This window comes from Sphingomonas sp. R86520 (genome assembly GCF_042466285.1).
In the GTDB taxonomy this organism is placed as follows: Bacteria; Pseudomonadota; Alphaproteobacteria; order Sphingomonadales; family Sphingomonadaceae; genus Sphingomonas.
Window position 1 is genome coordinate 3,194,315 of sequence record NZ_JAXHBZ010000001.1, and the last position, 17,636, is coordinate 3,211,950.

17 protein-coding genes are annotated in these 17,636 nt (G+C 65.2%); 8 read left to right on the plus strand and 9 right to left on the minus strand.

All coding sequences use genetic code 11. The features are described 5' to 3' along the window. Positions 1 to 251: 251 nt before the first annotated feature. From SJY41_RS14605 to SJY41_RS14630, 6 genes are all read left to right on the plus strand, one after another. On the plus strand, positions 252 to 632 hold the full coding sequence (locus SJY41_RS14605) for a response regulator (protein WP_380782904.1): 381 nt from the start codon (positions 252 to 254) through the stop codon (positions 630 to 632). A gap of 180 nt (positions 633 to 812) precedes the next feature. Then, on the plus strand, positions 813 to 2,267 hold the full coding sequence (locus SJY41_RS14610; RefSeq protein ID WP_380782906.1) for a catalase: 1,455 nt from the start codon (positions 813 to 815) through the stop codon (positions 2,265 to 2,267). 124 nt (positions 2,268 to 2,391) lie between these two features. Continuing rightward, a complete protein-coding gene (locus SJY41_RS14615; RefSeq protein ID WP_380782908.1) occupies positions 2,392 to 2,946 on the plus strand; it encodes a PaaI family thioesterase in 555 nt (184 codons plus the stop codon). Between the two features lie 278 nt (positions 2,947 to 3,224). Beyond that, complete coding sequence (locus SJY41_RS14620; protein ID WP_380782910.1) at positions 3,225 to 4,652, plus strand: cytochrome ubiquinol oxidase subunit I; 1,428 nt, start codon at positions 3,225 to 3,227, stop codon at positions 4,650 to 4,652. Then, positions 4,642 to 5,649: a cytochrome d ubiquinol oxidase subunit II gene (gene cydB / locus SJY41_RS14625; protein ID WP_380782911.1), complete on the plus strand. Its 1,008-nt coding sequence runs from the start codon at positions 4,642 to 4,644 to the stop codon at positions 5,647 to 5,649. Before SJY41_RS14620 ends, cydB begins: the two co-directional genes overlap by 11 nt. After that, positions 5,633 to 5,764 (plus strand): DUF2474 domain-containing protein, encoded by a 132-nt coding sequence (locus SJY41_RS14630; protein ID WP_380782913.1) that lies wholly within the window; start codon positions 5,633 to 5,635, stop codon positions 5,762 to 5,764. The genes cydB and SJY41_RS14630 overlap by 17 nt, the downstream gene beginning before the upstream one ends. Before the next feature lie 69 nt (positions 5,765 to 5,833). On the opposite strand, the gene SJY41_RS14635 is transcribed toward SJY41_RS14630, so the two are convergent. From SJY41_RS14635 to SJY41_RS14650, 4 genes are all read right to left on the minus strand, one after another. After that, positions 5,834 to 6,964, minus strand: a complete 1,131-nt coding sequence (locus tag SJY41_RS14635) for an FAD-dependent monooxygenase (RefSeq protein WP_380782915.1) — start codon at positions 6,962 to 6,964, stop codon at positions 5,834 to 5,836. A gap of 178 nt (positions 6,965 to 7,142) precedes the next feature. Next, positions 7,143 to 7,937: an alpha/beta fold hydrolase gene (locus tag SJY41_RS14640; protein WP_380782917.1), complete on the minus strand. Its 795-nt coding sequence runs from the start codon at positions 7,935 to 7,937 to the stop codon at positions 7,143 to 7,145. Next, on the minus strand, positions 7,934 to 8,101 hold the full coding sequence (locus tag SJY41_RS14645; protein WP_380782919.1) for a hypothetical protein: 168 nt from the start codon (positions 8,099 to 8,101) through the stop codon (positions 7,934 to 7,936). The genes SJY41_RS14640 and SJY41_RS14645 overlap by 4 nt, the downstream gene beginning before the upstream one ends. Before the next feature lie 284 nt (positions 8,102 to 8,385). Next, a complete protein-coding gene (locus tag SJY41_RS14650; RefSeq protein ID WP_380782921.1) occupies positions 8,386 to 9,150 on the minus strand; it encodes a MauE/DoxX family redox-associated membrane protein in 765 nt (254 codons plus the stop codon). 62 nt (positions 9,151 to 9,212) lie between these two features. Between SJY41_RS14650 and SJY41_RS14655 the strand changes: the two genes are divergently transcribed. After that, positions 9,213 to 9,623 (plus strand): MerR family DNA-binding protein, encoded by a 411-nt coding sequence (locus SJY41_RS14655; RefSeq protein ID WP_380782923.1) that lies wholly within the window; start codon positions 9,213 to 9,215, stop codon positions 9,621 to 9,623. A gap of 235 nt (positions 9,624 to 9,858) precedes the next feature. Here the strand turns inward: SJY41_RS14655 and SJY41_RS14660 are convergent, their stop codons facing one another. The 5 genes from SJY41_RS14660 to SJY41_RS14680 all read right to left on the minus strand — a co-directional run bounded on the left by SJY41_RS14660 (position 9,859) and on the right by SJY41_RS14680 (position 16,620). After that, a complete protein-coding gene (locus SJY41_RS14660; protein WP_380782924.1) occupies positions 9,859 to 10,959 on the minus strand; it encodes a hypothetical protein in 1,101 nt (366 codons plus the stop codon). Positions 10,960 to 10,999: 40 nt separating this feature from the next. After that, complete coding sequence (locus tag SJY41_RS14665) at positions 11,000 to 11,626, minus strand: hypothetical protein (RefSeq protein ID WP_380782926.1); 627 nt, start codon at positions 11,624 to 11,626, stop codon at positions 11,000 to 11,002. 66 nt (positions 11,627 to 11,692) lie between these two features. After that, on the minus strand, positions 11,693 to 13,954 hold the full coding sequence (locus SJY41_RS14670; protein WP_380782928.1) for a hypothetical protein: 2,262 nt from the start codon (positions 13,952 to 13,954) through the stop codon (positions 11,693 to 11,695). 104 nt (positions 13,955 to 14,058) lie between these two features. Then, positions 14,059 to 14,991: an NAD(P)-dependent oxidoreductase gene (locus SJY41_RS14675; protein WP_380782929.1), complete on the minus strand. Its 933-nt coding sequence runs from the start codon at positions 14,989 to 14,991 to the stop codon at positions 14,059 to 14,061. Positions 14,992 to 15,204: 213 nt separating this feature from the next. Next, a complete protein-coding gene (locus tag SJY41_RS14680) occupies positions 15,205 to 16,620 on the minus strand; it encodes an aldehyde dehydrogenase family protein (RefSeq protein ID WP_380782931.1) in 1,416 nt (471 codons plus the stop codon). A gap of 90 nt (positions 16,621 to 16,710) precedes the next feature. Here SJY41_RS14680 and SJY41_RS14685 point away from each other — a divergent pair, with 90 nt between their 5' ends. Continuing rightward, positions 16,711 to 17,631, plus strand: a complete 921-nt coding sequence (locus SJY41_RS14685; RefSeq protein WP_380782933.1) for a LysR family transcriptional regulator — start codon at positions 16,711 to 16,713, stop codon at positions 17,629 to 17,631. The last annotated feature ends 5 nt before the right edge of the window (positions 17,632 to 17,636 follow it).

Genomic DNA, 17,636 nt, shown 5'->3' on the forward strand with positions numbered 1-17,636 from the left:
CTGCGATGACGTGACAACCTCCCCTGAAGATCTTCGGCAGGTTAGTCTCGGCGACGGCAGCCCACCATCCGTACCGAAAACCAAGGCGCCCATACCAAGGTATGGGGTGAAGCCCTTCGAGGACGGTGACACGGAACAAGCAGCACCCGTCCGGCGCTTCTGACACTCCTAGCCGGAAACCACCTTCGTATCATCCATCGATGCGTGACGCGCACCGTGCGCATGCCATGTGAACTGGAGAGTCAGAGTTCGTGCCAGTACCGTCCCAAGATACCACCAGTAATGCTCTGGTCGCGGTCGTCGACGACGACGAGGATGTACGAGCCGCGCTTGACGGCCTTCTCGGGAGTCTTGGATATCGGGCCGTCCTGTTCGACACTGCGGACGCTCTGCTCGCATCGACGCTTCTCAACGAGGTCGACTGCATCATAAGCGACGTCCAGATGCCGGGATCGAGTGGACTGCAGCTTGCGGAAGCAGTGCAGCCCCAGAGCATTCCGATCATCCTGATAACGGCCTTTCCCACCCCGGAAGTGGACCAGCGCGCTGCCGCAGCCGGTGTGATCAGCCTGCTTGTGAAGCCTTTCGAATCCAGCGACCTGATCGAGCAGCTTGCGGAACTACTCGACTAGCTGCGTTCGTTTCCCCGGCAGTCGACGCTCGACGGGAAGGCACGTTCCGCGGCAGCAGAACGCCGAAGAGCCATGCCTTCGTATGGCACGCCCTAGACCGTGATCCCCATCGCCACCCGCCGTCGCCCTGCCCTAGCTTGAGCGGATTGAACGGCGCCCGACCGGGCAGCGGAGGACGAAATGGATCGCAAGGACCTGACGACGGCGGCCGGAGCGCCGGTGGTCGACAATGTCAACATCATGACCGCAGGCCCGCGCGGACCGGCGCTGCTGCAGGACGTGTGGCTGCTGGAGAAGCTCGCGCACTTCGACCGGGAGGTGATCCCCGAACGGCGGATGCACGCCAAGGGCTCGGGTGCGTTCGGGACGTTCACCGTCACTCACGATATCAGCCGGTTCACGAAGGCGAAGCTCTTCTCGGAGATCGGAAAGAAGACGGAGGTCTTCCAGCGGTTCTCGACCGTCGCCGGCGAACGCGGCGCCGCGGACGCCGAACGCGACATCCGCGGCTGGGCGCTCAAGTTCTACACCGAGGAGGGCAACTGGGACATCGTTGGGAACAACACGCCCGTGTTCTTCTTCCGCGATCCGCTGCGCTTCCCCGATCTGAACCATGTGGTGAAGCGCGACCCCAGCACCGGCCTGCGCAGTGCGCAGAACAACTGGGATTTCTGGTCGCTGCTGCCCGAGGCGCTGCACCAGGTCACCATCGTCATGTCCGATCGCGGCATCCCCCGGAGCTACCGTCACATGCACGGCTTCGGCAGCCACACCTACAGCATGATCGACGCGGCCGGCGGCCGGGTGTGGGTCAAGTTCCACTTCCGCTGCCAGCAGGGCATCGAGAACCTCACCGATGCCGAGTCCGGGGCCGTCATCGGCGGCGACCGGGAAAGCCACGGGCGCGATCTCCTGGAGGCGATCGACTGCGGGAACTTTCCCCGCTGGCAGCTCAACATCCAGGTGATGACCGAGGATCAGGCCCGCCGGCATCATCACAATCCGTTCGATGTGACCAAGGTCTGGTCCAAGGGCGACTACCCGCTGATCCCCGCGGGCGACCTCGAGCTCAACCGGAATCCGGACAACTTCTTCGCAGACGTGGAGCAGGCGGCCTTCTCGCCCGCGAACATCGTGCCGGGCATCAGCTTCTCGCCCGACAAGATGCTGCAGGCGCGGCTGTTCTCGTACGGCGACGCGCAGCGCTATCGTCTTGGCGTCAATCATCACAGCATCCCCGTGAACGCACCCCGCTGCCCCTTCCACAGCTATCACCGAGACGGGCAGATGCGGGTGGACGGGAACCTCGGGGCCACCACCTCCTACTACCCGAACAGCACCGGCGTCTGGGCGGACCATCCCGAACTCGCGGAACCGCCGCTCGAGATCGGCGGTCTGGGGGACCACTGGGACCACCGCGTCGACGAGGACCACTTCGAGCAGCCCGGCAACCTGTTCCGGCTTATGGACGCGGCCGAGCGAACCCGTCTGTTCGGAAACACCGCGCGTGCCATCGACGGGGCGAACCTCAGCGTGAAGATGCGTCACATCGCAAACTGCACGAAAGCCGATCCCGCATATGGCGCCGGCGTCGCCGAAGCGCTGGGCCTGGGCATGCAGGCGGCGGGACAGTGAGCGTCGGCCAACCTGTGGCCCGATGCCCCCACGCCGCGTTTCGGGATCGCCGCAACGAGGCGCGAGCGGTCGTCGCCCCCGAGACGATCGACGGCAACCACATCAAGTCGAGGCGATGATCCAGATGGACACGGAACACGAGATCCCCGCGCAGCACATGCATGAGCGGACCGTGACCTGGCACGATCCCGTGCACGGCGCGAAGCTGGCGACGGGGCTGTCGGGTCTCGAGATCATGCGCGGCATCCGCGACGCGCGACTGCCGGCTCCGCCAATGGCGCGCCTCCTGGGATTTCGCTGCGTCGTCGCGGAACCCGGTGAGATCGGAATGCGGCTCGACTACGAGCAATCGCTCGAGAACACGATGGGCATGCTCCACGGCGGAGTGGCCGCCACCATGCTGGACACGGCGATGGGATGTGCCGCCAACACCCTGCTGCCGGTCGGCGCCGCCGTCGTGACGCTCGACCTCTCCGTGACCTATCTCCGCCCGATCACCACAGGGCAGACGCCCATCATGGCCACCGGTCGCGTGGTGAACCTTGGTCGTCGGACGGTGTATCTGACCGGCGAGGTCAAAGGTGCGGACGGGAAGCTGCTCGCGCACGCCGTCGGAAACTTCTCGATCGTCGGTCCCGCCCGGGGGACCAGGCCCGAAGGGACGCCGCCATCCGTGTGATCGCGGAGTGCCGAATTCGTCAGGAGGGACTCCATGTCACGTACCGGCCGCTACCCCCGTATGATGTTTCGGGAGATCCGCGGCGGCTAGGAAAGCGGCTAGACATCTGCCGGATGCACGAGGCGATGGACCGCTTCTTCATACCCGTCCCCGTCGTCCGCGTCCGGCGCGAGGAACGCGTGGCGCACGGGACGTGCAGCGACCACCGGGGCTAGTGCCCCGACACGAGATCCGGGTCGGACCGATCCGGCTAACCACATCGAAGGAGCAACGCCGCGATGGCCGACACGGAAACCGCGGTAACGCTGGCGAGAGCGCAGTTCGCGTTCACGGTGATGTTCCACTTCGTCTTCCCGAGCTTCTCGATCGGCCTTGCGAGCTATCTCGCCGTGCTCGAGGGCCTCTGGCTGCGAACGGGGCGGACCGTGTACCTAGGACTGTTCCGCTTCTGGCTGAAGATCTTCGCGATCGCGTTCGCCATGGGCGTCGTATCGGGCATCGTCATGTCATACCAGTTCGGCACGAACTGGGCCGTCTTTTCCGACAAGGCCGGCGGCATCATCGGGCCCCTGATGGGCTACGAGGTCCTCACCGCCTTCTTCCTCGAGGCGGGGTTCCTGGGGGTCATGCTGTTCGGCATGGGCCGGGTCGGGCCGCGTCTGCATTTCACCGCGACGCTGCTCGTGGCCGTCGGCACGCTGTTCTCCGCCTTCTGGATCGTCTCCGCGAACAGCTGGATGCACACGCCGGTCGGCTTCGCCATGAATGGCTCCGGCCAGTTCGTGCCGCTGGACTGGTGGCGCATCGTCTTCAACCCGAGCTTTCCCTACCGGCTCGTGCATACGGTGCTCGGCGCCTACCTGACGACCTCGTTGATCGTCGGCGCGGTCGGCGCCTGGCATCTGCTGCGCAACTCCCGCGACGATCACGCAAGGACGATGTTCTCGATGGCGATGTGGATGGTCGTCGTGGTCGCGCCGCTGCAGGCGTTCGCCGGCGACACGCAGGGTCTGAACACGCTCGAACACGAGCCCGCGAAGGTCATGGCCATGGAGGGGCACTACGAGAGCCATCCACACGGCGCTCCCCTCTACCTGTTCGGCATCCCGGACCAGAAGGCGGGTCGACTCCGCTACGCGGTCGGCCTTCCCAAGGTCTCCTCGCTCATCCTGCGCCACGATCCCGACGCCGCACTCGCGGGTCTGGACACCGTGCCACGCCGCGACTGGCCACCGGTTCCGATCGTCTTCTGGTCTTTCCGGGTGATGGTCGGTCTTGGGCTCCTGATGATCGCCTTGGGAGGTATAGGCCTCATCGCCCGCGCGAGAGGCCGGCTCTGGTCGTCGCGTTGGCTCCATCGGTTCGCGGTCGCGATGGGGCCTGCCGGCACCATCGCCGTGCTCGCCGGCTGGACGACCACGGAGGTCGGCCGACAACCCTTCACCGTGTACGGTCTGCTTCGCACGTCGGACTCGGTATCCCCCCTCGCCGCGCCTGCGGTGGCCGCCTCTCTGGCCGCCTTCGCACTGGTCTACTTCGTCGTCTTCGGGGCCGGCATCTGGTACATCCTGCATCTCATGTCGCGCTTGCCGGAACCAGGTGGGCACGCAGCCGACGCCGGCCTCACGGGCCCGATCCGATCGACCGGGATCACCTGCGCGCCTGCGGTGCTCGCCACGTCCGGAGGCAACCCGCATGACCTATAGTCCCGATCTCGCCACCGCATGGGCGTTCGTCATCGCGTTCGCGGTCTTCGGCTACGTCGTCATGGACGGGTTCGATCTTGGCCTCGGCATCCTGTTCCCGCTCATCCCGGAGGGGCGCGACCGGGATACGGCGATGAACTCGGTGGCGCCGGTCTGGGACGGCAACGAGACCTGGCTTGTGCTGGGGGGCGGTGGACTGCTGGCCGCCTTCCCGCTCGCATATGCCATCATCATGTCGGCGCTCTACCCGCCGATAATCGCGATGCTGCTCGGCCTCGTCTTCCGGGGCGTGGCCTTCGAATTCCGATGGCGCGATCCGAGGCACCAGCCTGCCTGGGACGCGGGCTTCTTCATCGGGTCCCTGGTCGCCGCCCTGTCCCAAGGCATCGTCGTCGGCGCCCTTCTCCAAGGCATACGCGTGGGCGGGCGCAGCTACGTCGGGGGCTGGTGGGACTGGGCCACGCCGTTCACGCTGCTCACCGGGATCAGCGTCGCGGCGGGCTATGCGCTGCTGGGCTCCACGTGGCTGATCATGCGGACGGAGGGCCGCCTGCAGGACCGCGCATACCGGTTCGCGCGCGCCCTCGGCCTGGCCTTCGTAGCCTGCCTCGCCCTCGTCAGCGCAGCGACACCTTTCCTGAAGCTCGCCTATTGGCGGCACTGGTTCGCCATGCCGGGTGTGCTGGCGACGGCGCAGGTGCCCCTGCTCGCCATCATCGGTACGATCCTGCTCTTGCGCGGTCTCGCGGGTCGCCGCGAACGGTCCCCCTTCTTCATCACGCTGGCCCTGTTCCTGCTGTCCTACGTCGGTCTCGGCATCAGCTTCTTCCCGGACATCATTCCGGGCGCGGTGACGATCGTGGAGGCGGCTGCGCCGCGAAGCAGCCTCCTGTTCCTGCTCGTCGGCGTCTGCGTCATGGTGCCGATCATCATCGCGTACACCGCCTGGGCGTACTGGGTGTTCCGGGGAAAGGTCGGCCATGAAGGCTACCACTGATGATGCCGGCGGGATCGGGCGCCGGCTCGCCTGGTTCTTCGGACTGTGGCTCGCAGGGGTGACCGCCGTCGGGATCGTCGGTGGCGTGATCCGATGGTGGCTGTTCCGCCATTGAACGATGACCCGTCGACGACGATCGACGCAGTAACCGTGGTGGTCGGCTCGACGGGCGATCGCTCTACGCTCAGACCCGCGCCTTCAACGGTTCGTAGGTCTGCCGGTACCTCTTGGGACCGACGAACGGTAGAAGCGCGTTGCGGACGAACGGCGGTAGCTTCGCCGCCCTCGACATCGCGTCGGTGAGAGCCTGCACGTGCGCCACCCGCGGTCGGCGCTGGGCATCGAAGGCAGCCAGCGCTTCCGAAACCTCCGAGTTTGTCGACACCAGCCGAGCGAGCACGATGGCATCCTCCATCGCGAGGGCCGCGCCTTCCGCCCAGACGGGTGCCGTTGCATGTGCCGCGTCGCCGATCAGCACCGCGCGTCCCGTGTGCCAGCGGTCGAGCCGAACCTCCTCCAACGGCGAATGGTACAGGCCCCCCGGTTGCGCGATCGCGTGGGAGACTGCGCTGCGGACCCGCTCGGGGAAACCCCGCGTCATTCGCTCGAGGCCCTCGACGGAGCCAAGCCCGGGCTGCGGACGGGTCAGCGCCGCCCACCCATAGACCTCGTCGGGACCCACCGGCATGAGAAGGACCATGCCTTCGTCGCCCGCCCAGACGGTCCAGTGCTCGATGCCGGGATTGGGCGCCATGAACCGCCAGCTCGTATCGGCGAGCAGCGCGTGGCCGGATCCCGCGTCGGCACCGAACGCCTGTGCGCGCACCACGGATCTGACGCCGTCCGCTCCGACGACCAGCCGGGCGTTCAACGTCTGCCCGCTGGCCAACGAGAGCTCGCCATGGGTCTGATGAAGGGACATCGACTGCACGTCGCCGCCGTAGCGGACCGACCCGACCGGCAATCCCCGCGAGAGCATCTTGAAGAGCGCGGATCGACGTACACTGCGCGGTTGCAGCGAAGCCCCCCAGAAGCCTTCCTCATCCACTTCGAACAGCAGCTTGTCGCGTGAGGTCCGGTATTGTCGACGCCGCAGCGGAAATCCGGCCTCCTCGATCTCGTCGCGCAGTCCGAGCGTCGTCAGCGCCGCGATCGCGTTGCCCGGCAGATTTATCGCCAGTCCACTGTCGCCAGGCTTCGAGGCTCGCTCGACGATCCTGAATGGCACCCCTTGCGAATGTAGCGCGCGTCCGAGGGCGAGCCCACCGATCCCTGCGCCTACGATTATGACGGTCTCCGCGTCCAACAGTGCCAAACTCAATTCCTCAGCGATGGGAAAGCGCGACGCCTTTAGTCGCGAGTATTCGAAACCGAACCTCCTGAAGTGTTACATTCGTAGCATTCATCGGACGGAGCGCTCGAGGTGCGGACCGAGGTTTCGCCGTCGCAGTCGGAGACCTTGTCTTGGGCTCGTCGCCTTCACGGAGATTGCGTCATCGATCCGTGGCCATCACCCGTAGGAAGGTCTCGACCATCGCATTGATCTGATCCGGCACGAAGATCGGCGAGAAATGCCCGGACGCCAGCGTTTTTGCGGTCAGCAGCTTCGGGGAATGCACGAGGATCTGCCCGAGGTCGGCCAACGCATTGGCGGCACCGGCATACCCCATTGGTAGGCGTGAACGCGACAGGGCCGGCACCGGATCGTAATCCAGCAGATGGTTCTTGAATGCCGACAACGCGACGTGGTCTGGCGTCTCCGCCACCCTGCTCATGATCCCATCTCTAATCGTTGGATCATCCTGCGGAATGAAAAGAAGGGCGGCTGCCTGAGCAAGTCCGGCTTCCAGACCGGACGTCTCGAGGACGTCGAGAAGCCCGGCCAGCCCGAGGCGCAGATCAAGGGGCGGGAACAGGACCGTGTCGATCATGAACAGACCCGCGACACGCTCGGGACACCTGCGCGCGAGTTCCAATCCCACGGCACCGCCCATGCTGTGCCCGATGACGGTCGCAAGGGTGATATCGAGTTCGTCGAGTAGCCAGACGATGTCGTCGACGAACATGCCGAGATCGTAATCCTGCACCGGCGCATCGCTGGTGCCGTGCCCCCTCAGGTTCGGGACGACGATCCGCCGGTTGCCGCCGAAGTGCTTAGACTGCGCCGAGAACGTCGAGCTGTCGCAGCACCAGCCGTGCAGGAAGAGGAGAACGTCCGCCGACGACCGATCTCCCTCATCGAGAACGGTGAGCTTCACGCCCTCCTTGTGCAGGGTCACCATCGTCATGCCAGCGCGGCCCGCGCGTTGCCCACCATGAACACCGGCATGGACGTCAGGTGGTTGCCCGAACTCGTGCGGTCCGCCGTCACCCCGCCTTCGCGAAACGGTGCCATCATGAGATTATGGCCGATCGCGATCTTCGTGAGTTCGGCAGGTTTCCAGTCGGCCAACACATGTCTCCCCGTGAGGCACCGCCCCTGTCGGTTCGAGATATCCGCGGGTAGACGATACGAACATCATGCTCTCGCGTGGGTCACGCCACACCGCGGTATGGTGGATCCATGCGAGGCACGATGGCAGCCGCCACATGGCCCGCGGCACCGCTCGGAATGAACTCTGGTCGAACGCGACTGCTTTTTCGTACGGTAGATATTAGATTGAACAAACGGCCGGCATGCCAGGTGCGGGGCCCGGCATCCCCTTGTCCGTCAAGCTGGATCTCGCACCGGTCTGCTCAACGACCGAGTGCGAGCATTGGCGTCGCACTCATCCATATAGCCATAGCCACCATCATGACGTTCTCCGTCAACGACAGGAATCCGAGCGGCACGTTGGTGGCGCCGCCGACGCAGGCACACTTCAACTCCCGCCGGTCGACGTAGACCGCCTTCACGACAGAGACGACACCGATCGTCCCGATGAACAGGGCGATCGGCGCCGAGAGCCACGTCAGCACCCCTGCCGCCATCAGCGCCCCCGCCGCCCCTTCCGCGTATGGGTAGATGTAGGAGTAGGGCACCCAGCGTTTCGCAAGCAGATCGTAGTTGAGGAACATGCTTGAGAAGCTCTCGACGTTCTGGAGCTTGAGCATGGCGAGAATACACATCGAGAACGCGATGGCCCATTCGCCGGCACGTGATGTGAACGGCGTGTCGAAGGCGGCATAGCTGGCTGCCAGTGCCATGACCGCCGCCATGGCGAACACTGCGACGACGGGCCGGTAGGTCACTGCCTTGGGATCGCGGACAGTCTTGCCGAAGAACCGGCGCAGGTCGTCGAAGCCGCCGACACGTTCACCGCCGACGAAGGTCTGCGGCGTCGTCTTCACCCCATGCTCAGCCTTGAAGGCATCGGTCTCCTCGCGGGTTCGAAGCCAATGGTCTTCGACCTCGTAACCCTGGCGACGCAACAGGTCCTTGGCCTTCAGGCCGAAGGGACACGTGTGCCCCGGCATCACCATCCGATAGATCGTCGCTTTTCTTGGGGCTGCGGTTGCCATCTGCCTTCTCCATCTCGTTCGCAAAGACCATATAGGATCCGTACCATGGTACGGAGGCAAGCATGTCAGGCATGACGATCGCAGGGCTCGCGCGCGAAGGCGGCGTCGGCGTGGAGACGGTGCGCTACTATCAGCGTCGCGGGTTTCTGAAGACGCCGGACCGGCCCGAGGGCTCTGGTTCAGGCGGCGGTATCCGGCGCTACGGAACCGAAGATGTCCAGCGGCTCCGGTTCATTCGATCGGCGCAGGGTTCCGGTTTCACCTTGGAACAGATCGGAGAGCTGCTTGCGCTGGATGCGACGGATGATCGCGCTCGAGCATACGAACTCGCCAACGAGCGGATCGCGGCTCTTGATGCCAAGATCGAGGAGCTTCAGCGCGTACGCACGTCCCTACACCGTCTCGCAAGGCAATGCGGCAGCGGCTCGGAGGGTCCGTGCCCTATCCTGAAGGCGTTCGAGGACGTCAGTTAGACGCAGTCCGCCCGCCATTGATCGGCGAAGCTACAGCGGCCCTTATCCACTGCTAAATGCGACCGAACCCATATCTCCTTTTGAGCGCGTAATTGCCCAAACGATTCCTCCCTACTCCCAGCTTTCTCCCGCCGGCTTACCGGTGAGAGCGTCGTTTTTCAGGGGCACCGCCACCGCGGGAGCGGCTGACGGAGCGTCGCTCGTAACGGCCGCAGGATAACGGGTTGCGTCATGGTCATGCGCCTGCCCGACGCTCTGCATCAGCTGGTGCCACTGGCAACTCGAAGTCGAAACCGAATTGGTCATCTTCGTCGTCGATGTCATTCCTACAATGCAACAGCCCAAGGTCGTCCTCGTTCCGTTCTGGATCGTCCGGATCGGAGTCCACCGGAGGAGGTGCGGTGCCCGCTACGTCGAACGCCAGCAACTGTATGAGAAGCAGCACCAAGCGGATGTTGACGTGGAATTGGAGCAGGTGAGGATCCTCGTCCACGATCCAGCGGCTTTCGTCGCCCCAGTCCTTCGGCTCCGGCTTTCGCAGGTCGCCATGCGTGAGACGGTTCCGAAACTGCCGCAGGTGTTCGGCGGCGATGCCCGGTAGCGAGCCGAGCGCGAGCATGCGCCGCATCTCGCGGCGACCGAAGTCCGTGCCGTCACCTGCAAGCGCCGCCGCGTCGAGCAGCGTGCGCCGCAGATAAGGCAGATGGCGGGTGTTCGCCGACGCCAGGTCCCGCCCCTTGGCGCCCCTGCCCGCGCGAGCCGGTTCGACCGCCTCGATCGCCCGCTCATACGCCGTCCATGCAAACGAGAAGACGATCGTAGCCGCGAGATGCTTCTCGGTGAACTCGTCGTCGGCCGCTTCGTATTCCGCAGCGGGGCGGCAGTACGCACTGGTCCCGTCCATATCGGTGTCGGCAAAGACGTCCGTGACGGAGTAGGCGAGCTTGAGATTGTAGGCGACGTCGTTCCAAGCAGCGGCTTGTCGAAGGGACAGCTCGGCCATGGCGCGGCTGAGCCGCCGCACGTGTTCCCGCAGACCTACGAGTTCATCCACCTCGTCCACGACGTTCCAGACGGGATCGACCGCCGAATAGCGCATGCGGACCTCACCCTGGTCGAAAGCCGTCCAGTCGAGCCGTGCAGCACCCGGCAGGGCGATGAAGTCCGGGATGGTCGAATGCGGAACGCGCGCGACGGGCTCGAGGCTGAGCCCGTCGGCCAAAGTTCGAAGGAAAGCGGCCACCCGCGCCTTCAGCAAGGCTGCCATTCCGACCTGTGACGACGGATGTCCCGTGGTCCACGTGGTTGTGGCAAGGTGATCGTCGATCGTGAGCAATGGACCCCGGCCGCCACGCAGCGCCGCAGCGTCCCTACGCTCAAGAACGTCGCCTGATCTCGAGAGAGTCCGCCACTCCGTCTCGCCGATCGTATATGAACTCCCGCAGGCCGGATGCGTCGGGGTATTCGATTCCCCAGCGACGACCGAGCAGCGCGCCGGTCCAGTCGACGAGGCGCACGACGTCCCGAAGCCAGGAATGCGTTCCGCACACGATGCCCAACATGCGGAAGATCAGATCGTCATCGACCTTCTCGCAGGTAGCAAGCTCACCCTCGGCCGCCGCCACCGTCCCCGCGATGGCAAGCAGGCGGTCGGCGACCATCACGGGGAATTTCGAACCGGCTTTCAGGATTCCCGCCTCGATCTGCTGCTTCAGCGGATCGATCGAGCGTAGTCGCAGGTCGGCGGCGAAGCCCTCGAGCAGCAGTCCGTGCCCGGCCAGGCCTGCCAGATAGATGATGCCGCTGAGACTCCGAAGGGTTGCAACCCATCGTTCGCCGACGATCTCGCGTCCCGGGGTGAAGGTCTCCGACACGGCGACCGCAACGTTGGCTAAACCAGCGGAGACCAACTCGGCGTCGATCGACGCGAGCAGGTCAGGAGGATCGATGTCGACGAGGGTATGCCCGAGCTCGGACAGCGCGTGCTCCAGATACTCTCCCATCTCGACGAAGAGAAATGTCCGGGCCGCGCTCAGGTAGAGCCGTGCCGCCTCCTCGTGATTGCCAAGCTAACTCTCGCAATTGGCAAGCTGATGCTTCGTCTGGCCTTCGTTGACCGCGATCGATGCGCCGCGCTGATGCTGCAACGCGTGGCGATATTGGATGGCGGCCTCGTCCAAACGACCCAGAGCGAGCAGGGCGAAGCCCATCTGGGAGAGGGCCGATGCCACCGCATTGTGCCGTTCCTCAAGGCGCTCAGCCGATCCTGGCGAAGTGCTCTCCGAAGCCTCGATCTGCTTCTGAAGGCAGTGCCTGTAGTGCTGGAAGGCTATGCGAGCGCTCGCTTCGGCCTCCAGCGCGGCACCCTCGCTCAGGGATACCATCGAACGGCAGAGCGCAACGTCTCCAAGAAGCCTCTCGTCAGTCGTGGCGCATTCCACCTGATCGGCGATGTCCAGCCCTTCGCGGGCGATCACGCGGTCGTTCGTCCGCTGCGCGAGCACGATCGTCTGCATCGCCAGGTCGCTTGCCGCCTCTACGAGTCCGGCTCCGATCGCAAGTCTGGCAGCCTCGCGCATGACGTACGCACCCTGCTCGTGCAGACGTCGCACGAAGAAGTAACGCATCAACGCCCGGACGATCCCCGTCGCGGAACGGACCAGTTCCTTGTCGTCGGGTCGACCACTCGCGAGGTGGAGGACGTGGAGAAGGTTGACGACTTCGTCCGCGTACCGGTCCAGAACATATGGCGTGGCCTCCGGCGTGTCGTACTGGAGCTCCATCACGGCGACCCAGGACTCGAAGTTCTGCACAACGCGACCGACGATGACGAGGTAGTCGGATAGGGATTCCGACTGCGCCCGCGCGATCGCGAAATGCCTCACAGGGGCAAGCACGTCGAGCCGAGCCACCCCATCGCCGATCGACCGCTCGCGCGTCAGATGCCAGCGTCGCAACGTTGCGACCGCGTCCGCATCGCCGGCATCGTTCAACCAGCCTTCGTCCAGGTAGAACGTGTAGACGCCTCCTGGGGCATTGCTCAACGCCCAGAGAAGCGTGCGGGCATCGTCGCCGAGCGCCGCGTAGGCGACGTCCAGACACTCCTCGAGCGACGTGCGGCGGTTCTGGTGTCGACGCCCCGGAATGCGCACGCAAGCGGCACCATGGCGTCGTATGGCAGCCAACGCTCCCGCGGAGCCGCCATAGGCGTCCATCAACGCGCCCGCGATGCGCAGAGTGAGAGCATGTCCGTCGCAGAAACCAACCAGCGCCTCAAGGTCCTCCGCTCGGTCGTCCGCAGCGCGGGCGGTCGCTTGGCCGAGCAGGTCGCGACTGTCGGACGAGTTCAAACCCCATAGGGCGATACTGACTTCCGCTGGAACGACGTAGAGGGAAAGCTGGCTCGTCGTGACAAGCTGTGTGTGCCGAGTGGCCGCGAACAGATCGCGCACCGCATCCTCGAGACCGTCGATGTCGTCCAGGCTCGAGCGTTCCACGCCGTCGAGCACGACGCGGGCATGGAGGAGCTCGAGGTGCGCTGGCAGCCCCGCCTGCGAGCAGGCGACACCCTCGGGACCGACAGCGGTGCGTAGAGCACATATTATCTCGCCGACCGAAGAGAAGCGCTCGACATCCAGCCACAGCACCGGACGACCATCGTTCATCCGCGCCAGGCCCTGGGCGACGAGCTCGGACTTTCCGATCCCTCCCGCACCGCAAACCAGTATCGATCCTCCCGTCGACAAAGCGGTTTCAAGCCTTTCCAACTCGACGATGCGTCCGAAGAACGGAGCTAGCGCTTGCGGGGGGCGGAGCTGATCCAACGGCGCACGGACCCGGAGCATGATGCTCTGCCGCGTCCGCGCGACCAGCCTGTCCTTCAGAGCACGGAGTTGCTCGGGCGAAAGACTGCGATGCAGATCGTGTTCCTTGTGGCAGTTCGAGCAGACGCGGACCAGATTGTCATGGTGGTGCGACCGGCTGATGGCCCAGGCGATGATGTGGGCGTTTTCCACGGCGGTGCCGGTATGGCACCGAGCGCATTCGTTACGGGCCTCGGCCATCAGATGCTCGATCACGGCAGTCGGTATCGCGGGTCTGTCACCGACCGTGGCGGACCACGGTCCGCTAAGCACCAGGCTGAAGCGGTCAAGCTCGTTCCTGCTGAAGCAGGTCCGCCCGTCACGATCCAAAGTCTGCAAGCTGCCAAAACCGTAGTCCTGCGCAAACCTCGCCCGCGTGTAGTTGAAGAGCAGTTCCGGCGTGACGCCCCAGTTGAGAGCGGCCTCGTGCTCGTTCAGTATCACGTCGTGCTTCTGATCTGCTTCCATGCCGACCATCTAATCCGACCCGGAAGATTTGTCGCTCGACGAACCATCTTCTCGAACGAAGGCAGCGGGCCGCCGGATCGGTCTCTAAATTTGTCCCGGACTGGTTATCGTATGGGCGTCAGCAGAGGTCGATCGCCAAAGAACGCCGCCAGGTTGCCGCGTAGCTGGTCGGAGATCCGGCCAAGACTCTCCTGCGTCCTCCCGGCGGTGTGAGGCGTCAGGATAAGGTTTGGAACGTCCTGCCACTTCGACGCCGGCGTCGGTTCCTCCTGGAACACGTCGAGCGCCGCGCCGCCCAGCCGCCCCGATCGAAGGCCCGCCACGAGTGCGTCCTCGTCGACCAGTCGACCGCGCGCTACGTTGACGAGAAGGCCGGCGGCTCCGATCGCTTCGATGACCTTACGGCCGACGACGCCGTGATTCGTGGCGTCGGACCGTGCAGTGACCACCAGCACGTCGCTCTCGTCCGCCAGGGTCAGAAGACTGGCCGCCCGCCGCCACGGGGTATCCTTCTCCCTCGGCCCCCACCATGCGACGTCCATGCGGAACGCGGTCGCCCGCTCGGCGACCGCGAGGCCGATGTCGCCGAGGCCCATGATGCCAAGCCGCAAGCCCGCGAGCGACCGATTGATGCGGGTCCCCGGCGCAGGCCATTCGCCCGAGCGCACGAAATCGCCGCCCCTCACCAGGTCGCGGTAATGGCCGATTATGCAGCCGAGCGCGTGGTCAGCGACGTCACCGTCGTTGACGTGACGTGCATGCGACAGCTGCAGACCCAGGCTTCGCGCCCAGGCGACGTCGATTCCATCGTACCCCGTCGAGGCGCACGCGACGAGACCGAGAGCGGGCATTCCCTGCACGAGAGCTTTATCCAGCGGCACCTCCCCCGCGACGACGAGTGCCTGCGTTTCCCTCAACCTCGGATCGTCCGAGGCCTCCCAGCCGGTGATCACGTCGTAACGATCCCGAAGGCCCGCGCCCAGAAACGAGAGATGACGGTGTGCGAGACAGACTACCGGTTTCGTGTTCACGACCATTCCTCAAATGCACAGATCCCGACCACGCCGCGGCCGCTTCGATCGGCGCCGGTGCCGCATCCCACGACCCGGCGTCTCGATACCTAGCGGCGTCCCGCGCGGCCGACACCCCTACGTGAGTACGGGGACAGGGACACCCGAGGCCTTGCGTCAAGGTCGCACGACCGATCCGCTCCACCTTCACGGCGGACGGATCGGTCGTCCAATCGCATCTCACCCCATGACCGCCTTGGGCTCCAGGTAGGCATCGAGGCCGAACGTCCCGTACTCCCGACCGATGCCGGAATGCTTGAAGCCCCCGAACGGCGCGCTCATCTCCATGGGGGCACCATTGATGATGACCCGACCCGCGACGATCCGTTCAGCGACCCTGCGCGCCCGGTCCTCGTCGGCCCCCGCGACATAGGCATGGAGGCCATAGTCCGTATCGTTCGCGATCTCGACGGCCTGCGCGTCGGTTTCGTACGGGATGATCGCGAGAACCGGACCGAAGATCTCCTCGCGCGCGATCACCATGTCGTTCCGAACGTCCGTGAAGATGGTCGGCTTCACGAACCAGCCATCGCTCGTGCCATCCGGGCGTCCCTCCCCGCCAGCGAGGAGCCGCGCACCCTCCGCCTGCCCCTGCCTGATGTAGGACTGCACGCGGTCCCACTGCCGCCGGCTCACCATCGGGCCGATCGCGATGGCCGGATCGCGCGGATCACCGGATGGGAAGGCACCAAGACCCGCCTGGATCGCCGCCTCGAACTCACCCAATCTACGCGATGGCACCAGGATCCGCGTGCCCGCGATGCACGCCTGCCCGCTGTTCCCGAAACCGGAGTTAAGGACGAAGGGTATGGCCGCCTCGAAATCGGCGTCGTCCATGATCACCATCGGGGACTTGCCGCCCAGTTCCAGCGTCACCCGTTTGAAGGTGTCGGCAGCGCTGCGCAGGATCGAACGGCCGGTCGCGGTCGATCCCGTGAAGGATATCTTCGCGACATCGGGATTGCGGCTCAGTTCCGCCCCGACGACGTCCCCCCGGCCGTTCACGATGTTGTACACGCCTGCCGGAAGACCGGCTTCGTGAAAGGCCTCGGCGACGATCTGCGTCTGCAGGGCGCTCATCTCGCTCGGCTTGATGACGCAGGTGGAGCCGGATGCGATCACCATCGCGAGCTTCCCGGCGATGAAGCCGGGGTTCGCGTTCCACGGCGTGATGAGGCCGACCACCCCGAGCGGCTCCATCGTGACGCGGGCGGTACCGATCTGCCGCTCCAGTTCATAACCTTCCAGAGTCTGGGCCGCGAGGCGGAACACGTTGATGGCATGATCCGCCATCCACGCCGAGCGGGAGATGGGCGCGCCGTACTCCTCGATGACCGCCTCGATGAGATCCTCGCGACGGGTTGTCAGCGCCTCGCCCAGACGGGCGAGCATTTCGAGACGCTGCGACTTCGAGGTCCGCGCCATTTCGGGGAATGCGCGCTTGGCGGCGGCGATCGCGGCGCGCGTGTCCTCCTCGTCGCCGAGGCGGACCTGTCCGATGACGTCCGCGGTCGCGGGATTGTGGAGGTCGAACATCTCGGCGCCGTGTGGGGCGACGAACGCGCCATCGATATAAATGCTGTCAACGATCTTCATGAGAGGTCTCCTTCGGACCCACATCTAGGTGCCTTCCGTATCACCGATTAGGCGGATAATCGTGGATGCGTTGATGAGGAAAGTCGGACAATGAAGACCGGACTAGGTGAATACGAAGCCGTCGTGGCGATCGCGCGCCGAGGCAGCTTCCGGGCCGCGGCGGACGAGTTGGGAGTGTCGACCTCCGCGCTCAGTCACGCGGTCTCGGCGCTCGAGGCCCGTCTCGGTGCAAGGCTGTTCAACCGCACGACGCGAAGCGTCTCCCCGACGGACGCCGGCGCGCAGTTCATCGCAAGGCTCGCCCCGGCGCTAGCGGAGATCAGCGGGGCGATAGAGGAGATCAACAATCACCGCGACACCCCGACAGGCACTCTGCGCATCAACACCTCCGCCGGTGCGGGACGGATGGTCCTGACGCCGCTCGTGCTGGAATACCTCCGCCGATATCCCGAGATGGAGCTCGTACTGGTGACGGAAGGGCGCCTCGTGGACATCGTCCAGCAGGGCTTCGACGCAGGCATCCGTATCATGGAGGCGGTGCCGCAGGACATGATCGCGGTCCCGATCGGCGGTGAGATCAGGATGGTCGTGGTCGGCTCCCCGGCGTACTTCGCGGACAGGGACAGGCCGCAGGTGCCGGCCGACCTGCTGCGTCACCGATGCATCCGCGCCCGGATGGCCACCGGTTCCGTGTGGCGTTGGGAGTTCGAGCGCCGCGGAGAGGCAATCGACATCGACGTTCCAGGCTCGCTCACGCTCGACGAGATGAGCCTGATCCTGGAGGCCGCGCTCGAAGGCGCGGGCCTCTGCTACGTCAGCGAATGGTCGGCCCGAACCCATATCGCCGCCGGCGAACTCATCCCGGTGCTCGAAGACTGGAGCCCACCCTACCCCGGCCTGTGCCTCTACTATCCGGGACGTCGCCACATACCGGCCGGCCTCCGCGCGTTCATCGACCTCATCCGCGAACAGAACCGGGAGGCGGACGCCGACCTTCCCGCGGCGAACTGATACCG

Bases quoted from the DNA above. Each gene is read 5' to 3' on its own strand.
- SJY41_RS14610 (WP_380782906.1), top strand. From the start codon at position 813: ATGGATCGCAAGGACCTGACGACGGCGGCCGGAGCGCCGGTGGTCGAC.
- SJY41_RS14615 (WP_380782908.1), top strand. From the start codon at position 2,392: ATGGACACGGAACACGAGATCCCCGCGCAGCACATGCATGAGCGGACC.
- SJY41_RS14620 (WP_380782910.1), top strand. From the start codon at position 3,225: ATGGCCGACACGGAAACCGCGGTAACGCTGGCGAGAGCGCAGTTCGCG.
- cydB (WP_380782911.1), top strand. From the start codon at position 4,642: ATGACCTATAGTCCCGATCTCGCCACCGCATGGGCGTTCGTCATCGCG.
- SJY41_RS14630 (WP_380782913.1), top strand. From the start codon at position 5,633: ATGAAGGCTACCACTGATGATGCCGGCGGGATCGGGCGCCGGCTCGCC.
- SJY41_RS14640 (WP_380782917.1), bottom strand. From the start codon at position 7,937: ATGACGATGGTGACCCTGCACAAGGAGGGCGTGAAGCTCACCGTTCTC.
- SJY41_RS14650 (WP_380782921.1), bottom strand. From the start codon at position 9,150: ATGGCAACCGCAGCCCCAAGAAAAGCGACGATCTATCGGATGGTGATG.
- SJY41_RS14655 (WP_380782923.1), top strand. From the start codon at position 9,213: ATGTCAGGCATGACGATCGCAGGGCTCGCGCGCGAAGGCGGCGTCGGC.
- SJY41_RS14665 (WP_380782926.1), bottom strand. From the start codon at position 11,626: ATGGGAGAGTATCTGGAGCACGCGCTGTCCGAGCTCGGGCATACCCTC.
- SJY41_RS14670 (WP_380782928.1), bottom strand. From the start codon at position 13,954: ATGGAAGCAGATCAGAAGCACGACGTGATACTGAACGAGCACGAGGCC.
- SJY41_RS14675 (WP_380782929.1), bottom strand. From the start codon at position 14,991: ATGGTCGTGAACACGAAACCGGTAGTCTGTCTCGCACACCGTCATCTC.
- SJY41_RS14680 (WP_380782931.1), bottom strand. From the start codon at position 16,620: ATGAAGATCGTTGACAGCATTTATATCGATGGCGCGTTCGTCGCCCCA.
- SJY41_RS14685 (WP_380782933.1), top strand. From the start codon at position 16,711: ATGAAGACCGGACTAGGTGAATACGAAGCCGTCGTGGCGATCGCGCGC.